Genomic DNA, 15,524 nt, shown 5'->3' with positions numbered 1-15,524 from the left:
TTTGGCACCAAGATGAAGGAGGCGGCCTTCATCACGGCCCGGAAACCCGTAGCTTGCGATCAGCCGTGCTTGATCATGACATGGCGGACGACGGTGTAATCCTCCAGCGCATAGGCCGACATGTCCTTGCCATAGCCGGACTGTTTCAGCCCGCCATGGGGCATTTCGTTGGTCAGCATGAAATGCGTGTTGATCCAGGTGCAGCCGTAGCGCAGCCGCGCGGCGGTCGCCATCGCACGGCCCACATCCCGGGTCCAGACCGAGGAGGCGAGGCCATAATCGCTGTCATTGGCCCAGTTCACCGCCATATCCACATCGGAGAAGGGGGTGATGGAGACGACGGGACCAAAGACCTCGCGCCGGACGATCTCGTCTTCCTGTTTCGCGCCGGCGATGACGGTGGGGCGGTAGTAGAAGCCCTGATCCATCACTTCGCCCCCTGTGGTGATCTCGATATGGTTCACCTCGCGCGCGCGGTTGACGAAGGAGGCGACGCGGTCGCGCTGGCGGAGGGAAATCAGGGGGCCGATTTCGTTGGTGCTGTCATCCTCGTTGCCCAGGGCGATGGTGGAGACGGCCGAGGTCAGGTCGGCGACCAGACGGTCATAGACCTTTTTCCCGGCGTAGATGCGGCAGGCGGCGGTGCAGTCCTGCCCGGCGTTGTAGTAACCAAAGGCGCGCAGGCCATCGACCACCTCGCCCACATCGGCATCATCAAAGACGATGACAGGGGCCTTGCCGCCCAGTTCCAGATGGGTGCGTTTCACCGTCTTGGCGGCGGCATCCAGCATCTTCCTGCCCGTGGCCACATCGCCGGTGAGCGAGATCATGTCCACCTGCGGGTGATTGATGAGGTAGTTGCCGACGGTCTGGCCGCGCCCGGTGACGATGTTCACCACGCCTTCGGGCAATTCTTCCGCCAGGATCCGCGCCATCTTCAGTGCGGTCAGCGGGGTTTGTTCCGAGGGCTTGAACACCACGGTGTTCCCGCCGCCGATGGCGGGGCCGAGTTTCCAGGCCATCATCATCAGCGGATAGTTCCACGGCGCGATAGAGGCGATGACGCCGATCGCATCGCGGCGGATCATGGAGGTGTGGCCGGACAGGTATTCGCCCGCCACTGCGCCATGCTGGCAGCGCACCGCGCCTGCAAAGAAGCGGTAGCAATCCACGATGGCGGGAATTTCGTCATTGCGGGCGGCGTTGATGGGTTTGCCGCAGTTCAGCGCCTCCAGCGCGGCGAAGCTGTCTGCCTCGGCCTCCACCCGGTCGGCGATGCGCAGCAGGGCGGCGGCGCGTTCGGCGGGGGTGGTGCGGGACCACGTCTCGAACGCCTTGCGGGCGGCGGCGACGGCGCGGTCCACCTGTGCCGTGGAGGCTTCGGGCACCTCAAGGATCAGGCCGCCGGTGCGGGGGTTGAGGATCTGTTCCTTGGCCTCCTGCCCGGCTTCGAAGCTGGACCCGATCAGGAGATGGGTGTCGATGGTCATGAGTGCACTGTCCATAGGGACCTCCCTTTGGTCATTTGCCCGCACCGGCGGTCTCGGACCCGCCGCGGGTCAGGTAATAGGCGATGAGGATGGGAACGAAGGTGGCCGTGAAGACGACGATGGCCACCACATTGGTCACAGGCCGCTGCCGCGGACGGACCAGTTCCTGAAGCATCCAGATGGGCAGGGTGCTTTGCTGGCCCGCGGTGAAGGTGGTGACGATCACCTCGTCAAACGACAGCGCGAAGGCGAGCATCCCGCCTGCCAGAAGGGCGGTGCCGAGGTTCGGCAGCAGAACGTAGCGGAAGGTCTGGAAGCTGTTGGCGCCAAGGTCGGCAGAGGCCTCCAATATCCCGCCAGACAGGCGGCGGAAGCGGGCGACGGCGTTGTTATAGACGATGACGATGCAGAAGGTCGCGTGGCCGAGGATGATGGTCCATGTCGAAAACGGTATGTCCATGATCGAGAAGGCCGACCGCAGCGACATGCCGGTGATGACGCCGGGCAGGGCGATGGGCAGGATGATCAGCAGGCTGATCTGTTCGCGCCCGAAAAAGGAGGCGCGCGCCATGGCGGCAGAAACCAGCGTGCCGAGGATCATGGCGAGGAAGGTGGCAATCGTGGCGACCCAGAGCGACAGGTACAGGGGCGGCCAGATATCCTCGCGGTTCCAGGCCACGCCGAACCACTCTGTGGTCAGGCCGGGGGGCGGGAACTGATAGGATTTGTCCTCGGTCGTGAAGGCGTAGAGGAAGATCAGAAGGATCGGCAGGTGCAGGAAGAGAAGGCCCCCGACGGCTGCGATCTTCAATCCCAGCGAGGCGCGGTCAGAGTGCATCGAAGGCCCCCTTCCGTTTCGCGATGGTCAGATAGATCAGCATGATCACGATGGGGACCACGGCGAAGGCGGCGGCCAGCGGGATGTTCCCGGCGGTTCCCTGCAACTGATAGACCGCCAGCCCGATGAAACGGGCCGAGGTGCCGACGATCTGCGGGATGATGTAATCGCCCATCGTCAGCGAGAAGGTGAAGATCGACCCGGCAATGACGCCCGGCATGGCAAGGGGCAGGATCACCGTGCGGAAGGTCTGTGCCCGCGATGCGCCAAGGTCGGCAGACGCCTCCAGCATCGAGGTGGGCACGCGTTCCAGCGCGGCCTGCATGGGCAGGATCATGTAGGGCAGCCATACATAGACGAAGACGATGAAGGTGCCGAGCGGGCTGGTGGAAAGGCTGTTCCCGCCGATGCCCGGGATGGCGAGGATGGCGTTCAGGATCATCGACAGGCCCACGCCTTCGGCGGCCCAGGTGATGATCCCTTCCTTCGCAAGGATCAGTTTCCACGCATAGACCTTGACTAGGTAGGAGGACCAGAGCGGCAGCATGACGCCAAGGTAGAAGACGGCCTTCCATTTCCCCCGCGCGAAGCGGGCGGCGTAATAGGCGATGGGGAAGGCGATCAGCGCGCAGCCGATGGTGACGGCGGCGGACATGACCAGCGTGCGGATGATGATGTCGAGGTTCTGGGCGCGGAAGAGCTCGGCATAGGTCTTGAGCGTGAATTCCTCTTTCACCACGCCGGAAAATTCGTCGATCGAATAGAAGGATTGCAGCAGCAGCGCGAAAAGCGAGCCGAGATAGACCACCCCCAGCCAGAGGAGCGGCGGGGTCAGGAGGACGGCCAGCAACAGGCGCGGGTGCCGCCAGAACAGCGCGGTCAGCCGGTCGGCCAGCCCGCGTTCGGGCAGGATGGCGGGGGTGGGGGAGGTCATCCCTCGCCCTCCATCACATGCAGCGCGGCAGGGTCGAAGGCGAGGCCGACGGTCGCGCCCGGTTCCGGCACGGGCTGGCCCGCGGGCAGAAGGGCCGCCACTTCCGTGCCGTTCAGCGCGACGGAGAGGCGCGAGCCTGCGCCAAGGTAGCGGATGCCGGTCACAGTGCCTGCCAGCGCCACGCCATCGGCGGCGGTCACGCGCAGCATTTCAGGGCGGAGCGAGGCCCATTTCATCGGCCCGCCGAATGCGCGCGTCACCTCGGGCGGCAGGACGTTGGAGGATCCCACGAAATCGGCCACGAAACGGGTGCGGGGGTGGGCATAGACTGCGGCCGGGGTGCCGATCTGGGCAATGCGGCCTTCGTTGAAGACGGCAAGGCTGTCGGCCATGCTGAGCGCCTCACCCTGATCATGCGTGACGAAGACGAAGGTGATGCCGAGGCGGGATTGCAGGGCCTTGAGTTCGTCCTGCATCGCCTCGCGCAGTTTCAGGTCCAGCGCGCCGAGCGGTTCGTCGAGGAGCAGCACCTTGGGTTCGTTCACCAGGGCGCGTGCCAGCGCCACACGCTGCCGCTGGCCGCCCGAAAGCTGTGCGGGTTTGCGGTCGCCATAGCCTTCGAGCTTTACCAGCGCCAGCATCTCTTCGGCGCGGGCATCGCGGGTGCGGCGGTCCACGCCTTTGACCATCAGGCCGTAGCCCACGTTGTCGCGCACGTTCATGTGCGGAAACAGCGCGTAATCCTGAAAGACCGTGTTCACGTTGCGCCGGTTCGGGGGGATATCGCCCACATCTTGCCCGAAGATGCGGATCGTGCCGCCGGTGGGTTTTTCAAACCCCGAAATCAGGCGCAGGCAGGTTGTCTTGCCAGAGCCAGAGGGGCCGAGCATGGCGAAGAACGATCCTTCCGCGATGGTCAGATCGACGCCATCCACCGCCTTTACCGGGGCGGAGGCGGGGCCGAAATGGCGGGAAACATTCAGGAATTCGACAGCGGCGGTCATGGAGGGGAGGGCTCCGACAGGCAAAGGCAGGGGAAGGGTGCGCGCAAGGGCGCGCACCCTGCTTGGTCGGGAAGGGGCCGGTCAGCGGCCGCCGATAACGCCGATATAGTCGGACACCCAGCGATAATAGGGCACGCAGGTATCTTCGCCCTGCGCGCAGTCAGCGACCGGGGTGGTCCAGAAGCGGATCTTTTCAAAGTCGTCCATGCCGTTGGTGGTGCAGCCCTCGGCGGTCTGCTTGCCGCGCCCGTCGGTGCAGGCGGCGGGAACCGAGGGGTTCGCCCCGAACCAGACCGACAGGTCGGATTGCAGGTTCGATGCCAGCTGATGTTCGAACCACATATAGGCGCAGTTCGGATGTTCCGAATCGACATGCAGCATCGTCGTATCGGCCCAGCCCGTGGCACCTTCCTGCGGGATGGTCGAGGCGACGGGCGCCCCGCCCGCCTTGAGCAGGTTCACCTGGAACGGCCAGGAGCCGGAGGCGACCACGCCTTCGTTCTTGAAATCGTCGATCTGGATGAAGGCGTCATGCCAGTAGCGGCTGACCAGTTCGCGCTGGCCGCGCAAAAGGTCGAGCGCGGCCTTGTACTGATCTTCGTTCAACTCGTAGGGCGAGGTGATGCCCAGTTCCGGCTTGTGGAACATCAGGTATTGCGCGGCATCGGCGACGTGGATCGGGCCATCATAAGCCTGCACCCGGCCCTTGTTCGACTGGCCGTCGGGAAGGGTCTGTTCTTCGAAGACCACGTTCCACGAGGTGGGCGGTTCCTTGAACACCTCAGTGTTGTACATCAGGACGTTCGGCCCCCACATATAGGGTACGCCGTAATGCTTGCCGTCCACGGTGTGCCACGGGGCATCCTGAAGGCGCGGGTCGATAGTGGACCAGGACGGGATCAGGTCCTTGTTGATTTCCTGCACCCGGCCACCCGCGATCAGCCGCAGCGACGCATCGCCCGAGGCGGTGACAAGGTCGAAACCGCCTTCGTTCATCAGGGCGACCATCTCATCCGAGGTGTTGGCCGTCTTGACGCTGACCTTGCAACCTGTTGATTCTTCGAACTTTGTGACCCAATCAAAGCCGGGATCGGTTTCGCCGCGCTCGATATAGCCCGCCCAGGCGACGATGGAGAGTTCGCCTTCGCCCGCGCCGACCTCGGTCATCTGGGCAAGGGCAGGGGTGAGGCCGACGATCAGGCCGAGGGCGGTGGTGGCGGTCAGTTTCATCGTTTTCAGTAGCATCCAGAAGTCTCCCTGTGAGAGCACCGCAGGCGCGGTCAGCCGGTTTTCCGGTCATGGTCGTGAACGGTATGCCCCTGCCGATAAATCGCAATATCAAAACGCTGATGGGTGCATTCGGTTTTTCCGATGGCTGGCGGCCCGCAAGGGCCGTGCAGCAGCGGGTGCAGCAGCGTAGTGCAGCAAAGTGTATGCACGCAGCGGGCGCTGGTGCGGGATTTCCTTTACCGATTGGCAGGGTCTAGCGGTTGGGCACGCTGGTCTGGGCCGAGCGGACGAAGTTCAGCGCAGGCGCGCTGAGCGGGGCGCCACGACGCCAGGCGAGGCCCACCTGCACGGTGGGCAGATCGCCGCCGACATCGCGAATTTCGATCCGGTCGCCTTCCAGCGACCAGGGGCGGTAGACGAGGCTGGGCAGGATGGCCAACCCGGCGCCCGTGGCGACAAGGCTGCGCACGGCTTCGACGGAACGGGTGCGGAAGGCAATCTCGGGCTTCACGGGCAGGGCGGCGGTCAGGCGGCGGGTGCTTTCCTCGATCTCGTCCACCATCAACTGGATCAGCGGCAACCCGGCCAGTTCCTCCAGCGCGATCGCCTCTTGCTGGGCAAGCGCATGGCCGAGCGGCAGCCAGAGCCGATAGGGCGAGACGAGCAGGGTTTCCACCTGCAGCGCCATTCGATCCTTGACCGAGGATGTCAGCAGGACGGCCACATCAAGCTCCCCGCCGATCAGCAGGTGCTGGAGGTAGTCGCCGTTATCTTCGATCACGTTCAGATCGACCTGCGGGAAGGCGCGGCGAAAGCGCGACAGGATATCGGACAGGACATAGCCCGCCACCAGCGAGGTGACGCCCAGCGACAGCCGTCCTGTGGCGGCCTCGGATTCGTCACGGAAGGCGGTGCGGGCGGTGGCGACATCGGCAAGAATCTGACGGGCGTGGCGCAGGAAGGCCGATCCCTTGTGGGTGATCAGAAGGCCGCGCGCCTGACGGTCGAAGAGGATGACACCCAGATCATCTTCGAGCGTGCGGATGGCCTCGGTCACCGAGGATTGCGAGATGGACAGGGCGCGCGCCGCGCCCGAGACGCTGCCCGCCTCGGCGGCGGCGACGAAGAACTGCAACTGGCGGAGGGTGAAGGCCATGGTGATCGGACTGCGGCGTTGCCTTGGGGTGGCGGGCCCCCGGGGGCTGCGCGCCCCCGGACCCACGCGGGGTATTTCAGGCCAAGATGAAGGACGGGTCGGACAGAAGGGCGGGGCGATGCCGTTCGACAAGGGTGGTGTAAGCGGCAAGGCGGGCGGGGGTGAAGTGCTGGGCTTCGGCCAGCAGGTTGACAGTGCCGGGGACGGTGCCACCGGCGGCGACGACGGGCAGGTTGGCGGCCGAGCCGAGGCCCATGGATGTGATCAGGGCGTGATCGAAGAAGACGGTTGCGAAAGCCTGAGGCGTATTGGCGATGAAGGGGCGCGCCTGAAGGATGCAGAGGTCATACCACGCGTCGCGGAGAAGCGGCTTGGTCCCGTGAGTGGGATATTCCACCGGGTGCGAACTGTGGGCGCGGCGGAAGAGCGCCTGGGGCAGGTCATGGGTTGTGATGGTGAAGAGCCGCGTCCCGAGCGCGGTGCAGGCCTGTTGCAGGGCGAGAAAGACATCGGACATGGCGCCATAACGCCATGCGCGGGCGTCCCTGTCTAGGGCGGCGAGGCATGGGTCGGGCCGCGGATCACGGATCGGTCGGGGCAGGCGCGATTATGTGGGTCGGGGCGGATCGCGGCGGCGGGTGTCAGATCAGGCCCGCGACCATGGCGATGCCGCCTGCGAGGATCAGCCCTTCGATCAGGAAGGTGTGCAGCCTGAGGCTGGTGCGGCGCACGATCCACGCGGCGCAGGCCGTGCCGGGAATGGTGCAGAGGCCGAGGATCAGGGCGAGCACGAAATGCGCCAGCGACAGCGCGTCGAGCGCGCCGAAGACCACGGATTTGAAGAGGTTGGTCACCACCGCGATGGCAGCATCGGTGGCAAGAAGCGCAGGCCCCGCAAAGCCGATGCCCATGAGCATGGGCACGATCAGCATGCCCGCGCCGACAATGAGCGAGGCGAGGAAGCCATAGGTCGCGCCGATGCCGTAGACGGCGACGGGGCCGGGTTTGATCTGGGCCCGGTCGATCCAGCGGCGCAGCGGCACCGACAGGATCAGCACGATGCCGAGGATCGTCTGGATTATCTCGGACTCGAGGCGGACGTAAAGCTCGGCCCCCAGCCAGGACATGGGCATGGCGATGGCGGAAATCTTGGCGACGGTGGGCAGGTCGAGCGCGTGGCGATAGAACCACACGCGGCTGGCGTTGTTCACGAGCATGAGGACCGACATCATCGGGATCAGCGCCTTTGGCCCGACGATGGGGGCGATGAAAAGCGTGACCAGCAACCCCGCGCCATAGCCCGACAACCCCCCCAGCATACCCGCGAAGAAGCAGACGACCATCCCGGCGAGCGCGATGGCGGGGGTGATCTGGCCGGCGAGAAGTTGCGCCTCGGTCAGCACCGCAAGAGGCCCGACGTGGGGGTGCCTGTGCCCTCCATCAGCGCGTCGGCCCAGCTGGCGAGGCGGTCGGCGGCAGCGCTGTCGCGGCCCGCGAAGGCGAGGTTGGCGCGGGCCTTGACCAAGAGGTCCTCGCGCGTCATGGGCGCGCGGGCGCCGCCGCGCAGGCAGGGGATGAAGGATTCGGCGATGGTGCCGTCGGCCAGTTCGGCCTTGATATGGCCGGTGTAATTGGCGGGGTATTCGTTGGCCGGGTCGATGCGGAAATTGACCTTGGCCGCCAGCGACAGGACGCGGGGATCGCGGACGGAGGTTTCGGTGAACTGCGCAAGCCCCGCATCGCCCCAGACCCATCCAGCGGCAAGGCAGTAGGGGCCGGAGAATTTGGCGGCATAGGGGGTGGGTGGCTGCTGTTTCAGGGCGAGCGGTTCCCACAGGCGGTGGACGGTGCCTTCGCCCACGTCGCAGGTGATGCGGACCACATCTTCGGGCCGGATGCCGCGGCGGGCCAGTGCGATGGCGGCATCGACGTAAGGTTGGGTCATGGTCCCGCAGGCGAAGGGTTTGAAGGCGAGGCGGGCGGCTTCCCAGCGGGTGCCGAGGTCATCCACCAGCGGGGCGAAGTCGGTCGCGCGGGGGGTGGAGAAGGCGTAGAAGAAGCCATGATCGCCTTCGAACACGGTCGTGGGGCCGGTGAAGCCTGCCGCCCCCAGTGCGGCGGCGCGCATCCCGGCCTGTGCCGCCCATCCGGCGTGCAGGCGTTTGGTGGAACTGCCATCGGCGAGATATTCGATGATGCCCGAGGCGGTGGAGCCCGCCACGCCAAGCGCGTTGCGGATGGCGGTGCGATCCAGCCGCAGGGCGGTGGCCACGCCCGCGGCGGCGGACATGGCGCCGAGGACGGCGGTGGGGTGGAAGCCTGCCTTGTGGACCGCCTTGTCGGCGACAAGGCCGAGGCGGCACATCACCTCGATCCCCGCGACGATGCCGCGGGCGGTGTCGGTGGCCGAAAGGCCGTAGCGTTCGGCGGCGGCGAGGAGGGCGGGAATGATGACCACGCCGGAATGGACGGGGCAGCCTTCGAAGGTGTTGTCGTAATCCTCGCCATGGCCGCAGGTGCCGTTGATCACGGCGGCGGCTTCGGGGGCGCGGCCCTCGGGCAGGCCCCAGACGGTGGCGGGGCCGGGATCGGGAAAGGCCGCGCGGACGGACCGGCCGTAATCGGTTTCCAGCGCGGCGACGGTCAGGCAGACGGTATCGAGGATGGTGTCGGCGGCGGCGCGGCGGGCGGCGGCGGGGACGGTGGAAAGGTCGAAATCGGCCAGCCAGTCGGCGAGGCGTTCGGAGACGGTGAGATCGGTCATCTGTATTCCCGTGGATTAGCTGGCAAAGGCCGAAAGGCTGGTCATGTCGGGCTGGGTGGCGAGGGTGGCGGCCCAGTCGATCAGGCGGTGCGCCTGCGCGTCGGACCAGCCGCCGTGGCGGCAGTTGGCCAGCGCCTTGGCGCGGATGTCGCTGTCGGTCAGCGGTTCGCGGACGCCGCCGCGCATATGCGGCTGATCCAGCGCGATGTGGCGGCCATCGGTGGTGTCCACGCGGATATGGCCGGAATAGTTGCGCGGGTATTCGTTCGCGGGATCAATGACATAGGTGATCTTTGCTGCCAGAGACAGGACGGCCGGGTCGGCGGCGCGGGCATCGGTGAATTGGGCCAGCCCCGCATCGCCATCGAAAAAGCCCACGGCCATGCAGAAGGGCATCGAGAATTTCGCGGCATAGCCCGAGGGCGGGCGGTGCTTGGCGGGCAGTGGCTCCCACAGGCGGTGGACGAGGCCTTCGCCGGTGGGGCAGGTGATCGCGCGGATCTGATCGGCCCGGATGCCGGTGGCGGCGAGGCGGATCATGCAGTCGATATAGGGGTGGATCATCGTGCCGCAGGCATAGGGTTTGAAGGCGATGCGCTGGGCATACCAATCCTGCCCCAGATCGCGGGTCAGGTGGGTGAAATCGGGCGTGGCGGTGGGGGCGAAGGCGTGGAAAAAGCCGTGCGCGCCATCGAGCACGGTGCGCGGGGCGAAAAAGCCCGTGCGGGCCAGCAGGGCGGCGCGCAGGCCCGATTGGGCGGCCCAGCCGGGGTGGAGGCGTTTGGTCCACGCCCCTTCGGACAGGTATTCGAGGATGCCCGATGCCATGCTGCCCGCGATGCCAAAGGCGGCGGCCTGCTGGGCGGCGTCAAGGCCCAGCGTCTTGCCCGCCGCCGCTGCCGCGCCGAGGGCGCCGATCACGCCGACGGGGTGGAAGCCCGCGCGATGGATCGCGCCGGGGGCGATGTGGTTCAGGCGGCAGACGGTTTCCAGCCCCGCGATGATGCCCAGCGTGGCGCGTTCGCCGGGCAGGTTGAAGCGTTCCGCGGCGGCAAGCGCGGCAGGGATCGTCATGGCGCCCACGCGGATCGGCGCGCCTTCGAGCGTGTCGTCGAAATCCTCGCCATGGATGGCGATGCCGTTGGCGAAGGCCGCGCCCGCGGCATCGAGGCGGCGGGTATGGCCGAGCGCGGTGCACGGACCATCCGTATCCCAGCCGGCGGTGGCCTGTGCCATGTAGGGCTCGCCCCGCGCGGCGATGCACAGGCCCGCAGCGTCGATCAGGTCGAGCGTGGCGACCTGTTGCATGGCGGCGGGGATGTCGGAGAGCGTGAGGTTACAGAGCCAGGCGGCGTAGGTTTCGGCCAGCGCGCCGCCGGGCGGGGGCGGGTGGGCCGTCATGTCCGGCCCTGTTGCGGATCGCCCGAAGCGAGGATGCGCGCCTTGCCGGCCTGCACATGGGCGAAGCCCGCCTCGAAGGCGGCATGCGGGTTGCGATCATCCAGCGCGGTCACGATGGCGCGGTGTTCGATGTTGGAGGATTCGAACCCGCCGCCATGGACAAGGCCGCGCGCACGGAACAGCTGCAGCCGCGAGACAAGGCCGAAATAGGTTTCCGACAGGATCCGGTTGTCGGTGCCGGTAACGATGGCCGTGTGAAAGGCGATGTTCAGCGGGAAATAGGCATCAAGGTCGCGCTTCTTTCCGGCCACGTCCATCTGGGCGATCAGGGCGTGGAGTTCTGCGCTCTGGGCTGTCGTAATGCGTTCGGCCAGAAGGCGGCAGGCGGTGCCGAAGAGGCCAGCGCGCACATCGTAGATCGCCACCGCGTCATGGCGCGAGATGCGCTGCACGAAGACGCCGCGATTGGGGATCATCTCGACCAGACCGCGCACGTGAAGCGCCTGAAACGCCTCGCGCACCGGGCCGCGGCTGACGCCGAGCTGATCGGCGAGGGTCTTTTCGTTCAGCTTCTCGCCCGGCGCATAGGCACCGGAGAGGATGATGCGTTCGATTTCCTCTTGCACCACGCGGGTGAGGGATGACGTGCGAAGCACGTCGAGGGCTTCGGATGTGTCGAGGGAACCGCGCGCGATCATTGCCATACCTTTTCTCCGAAACTCTGTGCCGGCTGCCTTGCCTTGCCGTGCCTTGTTATTGCCTATTGTCAACAATTGGCAATGATGCGCAAGTGAAAGGTGACGGATCGCGCGCGGGATGTGGCGCGCCGGGCATCAGGGAGGATGGGAATGTTGAACAGGACCGACAGGCCGTTGCAGGGCAAGGTGGCCATGGTCACGGGGGCATCGCGCCGGATCGGGCGGGCCGTGGCGCTGGGCCTGGCGCAGGCGGGGGCGGATGTCGTCGTCCATGCGCGGCAATCGCGGGACGAGGTGGAGGCGGTGGCGGCAGAGATCCGCGCCATGGGCGGGCGCGCCGCCGTGGCGCTGGGGGATGTCACCGTCGAGGCCGAGGTGATGGCCGTGTTCGATGTGGCGCGCAAGGCGTTTGGCGGGGTGGACATCCTGATCAACAACGCCGCCATCCGGGGCGAGAAGCCGTTTCTGGAGATGACGCTGGAGGAGTGGCGGCAGACCAATTCGGTGATCATGGACGGGGCCTTTCTGTGCAGCCGCGAGGCGCTGCGTAGCATGGTGGAGCGTGGCGGCGGCACGGTGATCAATCTGGGTGGCGTGTCGGCCCATGTGGGCGCCAAGCGGCGGGCGCATGTGGCGGCGGGGAAGGCGGGGCTGATCGGGCTGACGAAATCCATCGCGGTGGAATTCGCGGACCGCAACATCACCGCCAATTGCGTGGCGCCGGGCAAGATTGGCGGCAAGCGGTCGGCCACATCGGGCGCCTCGCCCGAGATGGGATCGGGCGGCCCGATCCTGGGGCGTGAGGGCGAGATTGACGAGGCGGCCTTTGTCATCCTGTCGCTCTGCATGCCGGAGGCGCGGTTCATGACCGGGCAGACGGTGCATGTGAGCGGCGGGATGTATATGCCCTGAGGGGGGTGCGGGGGGGGCTGTTGCCCCCCCCGCCCTTAGCCGGCAGCGCCCAGGAGCGGGCGCAGGGCGCGGATGTCGGGCAGGCGGTCGATCTGGAGGATGGCGTCGATCAGGGCGCCGGTCAGCGCGGGGCCGAGATCGGGTTCGATCAGATCGCGCGCCTTCGCCACGACCTGCGCGCGGGTCATCGGATTGGCGGGCGTGCCAAGCACCGCGCGGGTGTGATGGCGCAGGCTGCGTCCATCCTTCGTGTCGATCTCGATGATCGCCTGCCGGGGTGGTCTTGCTTCTGTCAAGTCCTTGCTTGGAATGGCTTTCATGCGGCTGCGCAGGGCGAGGATGGCGGGATCGGCCATGCGCGCGCGGTCATGAGCGGCGGCAAAGCCCACCGTGCCGTCGATCAGGGCGATGGCCAGAAGATGCTGCAGGCAGACATCGGGCATGTCGCGGTTATCGACGATGTGCAGGCGGTCATCGGGCATGATGGCGCGCAGTTCGGCCACGTCATCGGCGGTCAGCGCGTGCGCCTCGATCAGGGCGATGACCGAATCGAGCGCGGCCTGGATGGGGGAGCCGACGCACCATTTCTTGATCGCAGCCCCCATGATTTCGTAGCGGGTGCCGAGGCCATCGGTCAGCGCGTCAGGTTGCGGCATTTCGGCGAAGGCAGAAAGGTAGGAGGGCGTGCCGGTCAGCACGCCTTCGACGGCGGTCCAGCCTTCCTGCACCATCAGCGCGGCCATCACGCCGTTGCGCGCGCCAAGGCCGCCGAAATCGAACGCCTTTTCGATATGGTCGGCGTCGCGCCGCCAGTAGGGGACGCCCGAGGTCTGTTGCACGGCGTAAGAAAGGGCGTGCATCACCCCGCGTGTGCCCAGCCCGGCAAGGGCGGCGGCGGCGGCGGTGGCGCCGAAATTGCCGCCGATCGTATGGGTGGAAAAGCGCGCGGTATCGGCCGAGCGGACGCCCAGCGCCATGACGGCGCGGGCCCCGATATCGTAGCCAAGCGTGATCGCGCGCAACAGCGCGGTGCCGCCTGCGCCTTGCGTTTCGGCCATGGCCAGCGCGGCAGGGACGATGGCGCAACCGGGGTGAAAGCGGCCGCCGACATGGCTGTCATCGGTTTCGTCGGCATGGGCGGCCATGGCATTGGCCAGCGCCGCCTGCGGAGCCCCGGCAAGGGTGTCGGAGCCGATCACCAGCGCCTCGGCCGGGCCACCCAGACGCCGGGCGAGGCGCGCCCCGGCGATGCCTGCGGGCAGATGCCCGCCCGACAGGATGGCGGCCAGCGTGTCGAGAAGGTGGAGCCTTGCCTTTTCCTCCACCTCGGGCGGGAGGGGGGTGGCAAGGGCGGTGGCGATGTGATCGGCGACGCGGGCGGTCTGTGGGCAGGACATGCGGGGCCTCTTTTGCAGATCGCAGATTGTCTACGATTGACATTTTGATAGATCGGTGCAGGATGAAGCGCAACAGCCACCGTTGTCCGTGGGGGACTGTCCGGAATGGGCAGCGGAGTGGGGCTGTAGGTTTCGGCATGGGAGGAGAGAAGATGCGTTTTGAATTGGGGCGAATCGCGGGTGCCGCGATCCTGTCCGCCGGACTGTCGTTCGGTGTGGCGGGGGCGGTTTCCGCGCAGGACTATCCGCATGACACGGTGACGCTGGTCACCCATTCGTCGGCGGGCGGCGGGACCGATGTGTTCCTGCGCGAGATGTCGGGTTTTCTGGGCAAGGCGATGGGCGTGAACTTCGTGGTCGAGAACGTGACCGGGGGTTCGGGTGCCAATGCCATGGCGAAGCTGGCCACTTCGCCTGCGGACGGGTCGATCTTCTATGGCACGACGCCCACCTACATCAACACGTCGCTGCTTTCGAACCCGGAATATGACTTCACCGACATGGAAGGCGTGGTGAACGTGTTCCTTGATCCGCAGATCGTGTTCGTGAAGGCCGACAGCCCCTATCAGACGCTGGCCGACCTGATCGAGGCGGCCAAGGCCGACCCGACGTCGGTGCCGTTTGGCGTGACGACGCCCGGATCGCTGGACCGGCAGGTGATGGAGCAGTTCAAGGAGATCACCGGCGTGACCTCGCCCGTGATCACGCATGACGGCGGCGGTGAACTGCTGATCTCCGTGCTGAACGGCACGGTGGCGGTGGCGATCGGCGAGATCCAGGAACTGGGCCCGCAGATCGAGGCCGGGGAAATCCGCCTGCTGGCGTCCTATACCGAAGAGCGCCTGCCGAACCTGCCCGACCTGCAGACGGCGCGCGAACAGGGCGTCGATCTGGTGGTGACGAAATTCCGTGGGATCGCCGGGCCGAAAGGGTTGCCGCAAGAGGTGAAGGATCTCTGGGCTGCGGGTATCGCAAAGGTGCTGGAGGACCCCGATTTCAAGGCCTGGTACATGGAGCAGAGCCTGATCCCCCGGCTGATGCCCGCTGCCGAGTATGAGCCGTTCCTCGCCGCCTTTGCCGAAGAGCAGAAGGCCTTCCTGATCCAGTACGGCATCCTGCAACAGTAAGCGGAGGGATATGTGATGCAGTCGTCGGCGATCCGTTTCCGTATTCCGCGCGATGTGTGGATCGGGCTTGCGGCCCTGGCTTTGGGCGTGTGGTACTGGCGGGCCGCCGGCGACATTCCGATCAGTCCGCTGGACGGGGTGGTGAACGCCGCCGCCCTGCCGCGGATGCTGGCCGTTGCCATGATCCTCTTCAGCGTCCTGCTTATCCTGCGCGCGCTGTTGATCGAGGCGATGTTCCTGCGGGCCGCGCGCAGGGCGGCGGCCACGGTCGCGCCCGAACGCCCCGAGGAAGAGGGCATCCGCTTCACCCGCCAAGAGCATCTGAAGGCGGCGGGCGTTGTGGTGATCGGCATCGTCTACCTGCTGATCCTGCCGTGGCTGGGCTATGTGCTGAGCGCCACGCTGCTGGTGGCGGGAACGGCGGTCTATATCGGCGCGCGGGCCGGGCTTTACACGCTGGGCGTGGCCGTGGTTGTGGCCTTGGTTTACTACCTGCTGTTCGTAAAGCTTCTGGCGATCCCGCTGCCTGCGGGGCTCTGGCCTTCGCTTCTGGGCTGATCCCCTTTCCCCAAT

The 15,524-nt window shown here is 66.5% G+C and carries 15 protein-coding genes; 3 read left to right on the top strand and 12 right to left on the bottom strand.

What is annotated here, in order from left to right; all coding sequences use genetic code 11:
- Positions 1 to 59: 59 nt before the first annotated feature.
- The 11 genes from GU920_RS06570 to GU920_RS06520 all read right to left on the bottom strand — a co-directional run bounded on the left by GU920_RS06570 (position 60) and on the right by GU920_RS06520 (position 11,521).
- On the bottom strand, positions 60 to 1,484 hold the full coding sequence (locus GU920_RS06570; RefSeq protein ID WP_161766558.1) for a gamma-aminobutyraldehyde dehydrogenase: 1,425 nt from the start codon (positions 1,482 to 1,484) through the stop codon (positions 60 to 62).
- A gap of 37 nt (positions 1,485 to 1,521) precedes the next feature.
- Positions 1,522 to 2,328, bottom strand: coding sequence for an ABC transporter permease (locus tag GU920_RS06565; RefSeq protein WP_161766123.1), 807 nt, complete (start codon positions 2,326 to 2,328; stop codon positions 1,522 to 1,524).
- Complete coding sequence (locus GU920_RS06560) at positions 2,318 to 3,262, bottom strand: ABC transporter permease (RefSeq protein WP_101919528.1); 945 nt, start codon at positions 3,260 to 3,262, stop codon at positions 2,318 to 2,320. The genes GU920_RS06565 and GU920_RS06560 overlap by 11 nt, the downstream gene beginning before the upstream one ends.
- The gene (locus GU920_RS06555; protein WP_161766122.1) at positions 3,259 to 4,266 is read right to left on the bottom strand and encodes an ABC transporter ATP-binding protein; all 1,008 of its coding nucleotides are present in this window, start codon (positions 4,264 to 4,266) and stop codon (positions 3,259 to 3,261) included. Before GU920_RS06555 ends, GU920_RS06560 begins: the two co-directional genes overlap by 4 nt.
- 81 nt (positions 4,267 to 4,347) lie before the next feature.
- Complete coding sequence (locus GU920_RS06550; RefSeq protein ID WP_235933096.1) at positions 4,348 to 5,511, bottom strand: ABC transporter substrate-binding protein; 1,164 nt, start codon at positions 5,509 to 5,511, stop codon at positions 4,348 to 4,350.
- Positions 5,512 to 5,749: 238 nt separating this feature from the next.
- Positions 5,750 to 6,652 carry a LysR substrate-binding domain-containing protein gene (locus GU920_RS06545; RefSeq protein ID WP_161766121.1) on the bottom strand — a complete coding sequence of 301 codons (903 nt, stop codon included), beginning with the start codon at positions 6,650 to 6,652 and terminating at the stop codon, positions 5,750 to 5,752.
- A gap of 76 nt (positions 6,653 to 6,728) precedes the next feature.
- Positions 6,729 to 7,169 (bottom strand): GAF domain-containing protein, encoded by a 441-nt coding sequence (locus GU920_RS06540; protein WP_161766120.1) that lies wholly within the window; start codon positions 7,167 to 7,169, stop codon positions 6,729 to 6,731.
- Between the two features lie 124 nt (positions 7,170 to 7,293).
- On the bottom strand, positions 7,294 to 8,055 hold the full coding sequence (locus GU920_RS06535; RefSeq protein ID WP_161766119.1) for a sulfite exporter TauE/SafE family protein: 762 nt from the start codon (positions 8,053 to 8,055) through the stop codon (positions 7,294 to 7,296).
- Positions 8,049 to 9,416, bottom strand: coding sequence for an MmgE/PrpD family protein (locus GU920_RS06530; protein ID WP_161766118.1), 1,368 nt, complete (start codon positions 9,414 to 9,416; stop codon positions 8,049 to 8,051). The genes GU920_RS06535 and GU920_RS06530 overlap by 7 nt, the downstream gene beginning before the upstream one ends.
- A gap of 15 nt (positions 9,417 to 9,431) precedes the next feature.
- Positions 9,432 to 10,817 (bottom strand): MmgE/PrpD family protein, encoded by a 1,386-nt coding sequence (locus GU920_RS06525; RefSeq protein ID WP_161766117.1) that lies wholly within the window; start codon positions 10,815 to 10,817, stop codon positions 9,432 to 9,434.
- Positions 10,814 to 11,521 carry an FCD domain-containing protein gene (locus GU920_RS06520; protein ID WP_161766116.1) on the bottom strand — a complete coding sequence of 236 codons (708 nt, stop codon included), beginning with the start codon at positions 11,519 to 11,521 and terminating at the stop codon, positions 10,814 to 10,816. Before GU920_RS06520 ends, GU920_RS06525 begins: the two co-directional genes overlap by 4 nt.
- A gap of 144 nt (positions 11,522 to 11,665) precedes the next feature.
- On the opposite strand from GU920_RS06520, the gene GU920_RS06515 reads away from it, so the two are divergent.
- The gene (locus GU920_RS06515; protein WP_235933093.1) at positions 11,666 to 12,427 is read left to right on the top strand and encodes an SDR family NAD(P)-dependent oxidoreductase; all 762 of its coding nucleotides are present in this window, start codon (positions 11,666 to 11,668) and stop codon (positions 12,425 to 12,427) included.
- 35 nt (positions 12,428 to 12,462) lie between these two features.
- Here the strand turns inward: GU920_RS06515 and GU920_RS06510 are convergent, their stop codons facing one another.
- Positions 12,463 to 13,824 (bottom strand): MmgE/PrpD family protein, encoded by a 1,362-nt coding sequence (locus GU920_RS06510; protein ID WP_161766114.1) that lies wholly within the window; start codon positions 13,822 to 13,824, stop codon positions 12,463 to 12,465.
- 152 nt (positions 13,825 to 13,976) lie between these two features.
- Between GU920_RS06510 and GU920_RS06505 the strand changes: the two genes are divergently transcribed.
- Both GU920_RS06505 and GU920_RS06500 read left to right on the top strand, forming a co-directional pair.
- A complete protein-coding gene (locus tag GU920_RS06505) occupies positions 13,977 to 14,951 on the top strand; it encodes a Bug family tripartite tricarboxylate transporter substrate binding protein (RefSeq protein WP_161766113.1) in 975 nt (324 codons plus the stop codon).
- 15 nt (positions 14,952 to 14,966) lie between these two features.
- Positions 14,967 to 15,509 (top strand): tripartite tricarboxylate transporter TctB family protein, encoded by a 543-nt coding sequence (locus GU920_RS06500; protein WP_161766112.1) that lies wholly within the window; start codon positions 14,967 to 14,969, stop codon positions 15,507 to 15,509.
- Positions 15,510 to 15,524: the final 15 nt, after the last annotated feature.

It is taken from the genome of Paragemmobacter ruber (genome assembly GCF_009908315.1).
Classification (GTDB): Bacteria; Pseudomonadota; Alphaproteobacteria; order Rhodobacterales; family Rhodobacteraceae; genus Paragemmobacter; species Paragemmobacter ruber.
Note: the sequence above shows the minus strand (reverse complement) of the source record. Positions and strands in the feature narration are given on the sequence as shown.

Bases quoted from the DNA above. Each gene is read 5' to 3' on its own strand.
- GU920_RS06560 (WP_101919528.1), bottom strand. From the start codon at position 3,262: ATGACCTCCCCCACCCCCGCCATCCTGCCCGAACGCGGGCTGGCCGAC.
- GU920_RS06555 (WP_161766122.1), bottom strand. From the start codon at position 4,266: ATGACCGCCGCTGTCGAATTCCTGAATGTTTCCCGCCATTTCGGCCCC.
- GU920_RS06545 (WP_161766121.1), bottom strand. From the start codon at position 6,652: ATGGCCTTCACCCTCCGCCAGTTGCAGTTCTTCGTCGCCGCCGCCGAG.
- GU920_RS06520 (WP_161766116.1), bottom strand. From the start codon at position 11,521: ATGGCAATGATCGCGCGCGGTTCCCTCGACACATCCGAAGCCCTCGAC.
- GU920_RS06530 (WP_161766118.1), bottom strand. From the start codon at position 9,416: ATGACCGATCTCACCGTCTCCGAACGCCTCGCCGACTGGCTGGCCGAT.
- GU920_RS06525 (WP_161766117.1), bottom strand. From the start codon at position 10,817: ATGACGGCCCACCCGCCCCCGCCCGGCGGCGCGCTGGCCGAAACCTAC.
- GU920_RS06540 (WP_161766120.1), bottom strand. From the start codon at position 7,169: ATGTCCGATGTCTTTCTCGCCCTGCAACAGGCCTGCACCGCGCTCGGG.
- GU920_RS06500 (WP_161766112.1), top strand. From the start codon at position 14,967: ATGCAGTCGTCGGCGATCCGTTTCCGTATTCCGCGCGATGTGTGGATC.
- GU920_RS06550 (WP_235933096.1), bottom strand. From the start codon at position 5,511: ATGCTACTGAAAACGATGAAACTGACCGCCACCACCGCCCTCGGCCTG.
- GU920_RS06505 (WP_161766113.1), top strand. From the start codon at position 13,977: ATGCGTTTTGAATTGGGGCGAATCGCGGGTGCCGCGATCCTGTCCGCC.
- GU920_RS06515 (WP_235933093.1), top strand. From the start codon at position 11,666: ATGTTGAACAGGACCGACAGGCCGTTGCAGGGCAAGGTGGCCATGGTC.
- GU920_RS06565 (WP_161766123.1), bottom strand. From the start codon at position 2,328: ATGCACTCTGACCGCGCCTCGCTGGGATTGAAGATCGCAGCCGTCGGG.
- GU920_RS06510 (WP_161766114.1), bottom strand. From the start codon at position 13,824: ATGTCCTGCCCACAGACCGCCCGCGTCGCCGATCACATCGCCACCGCC.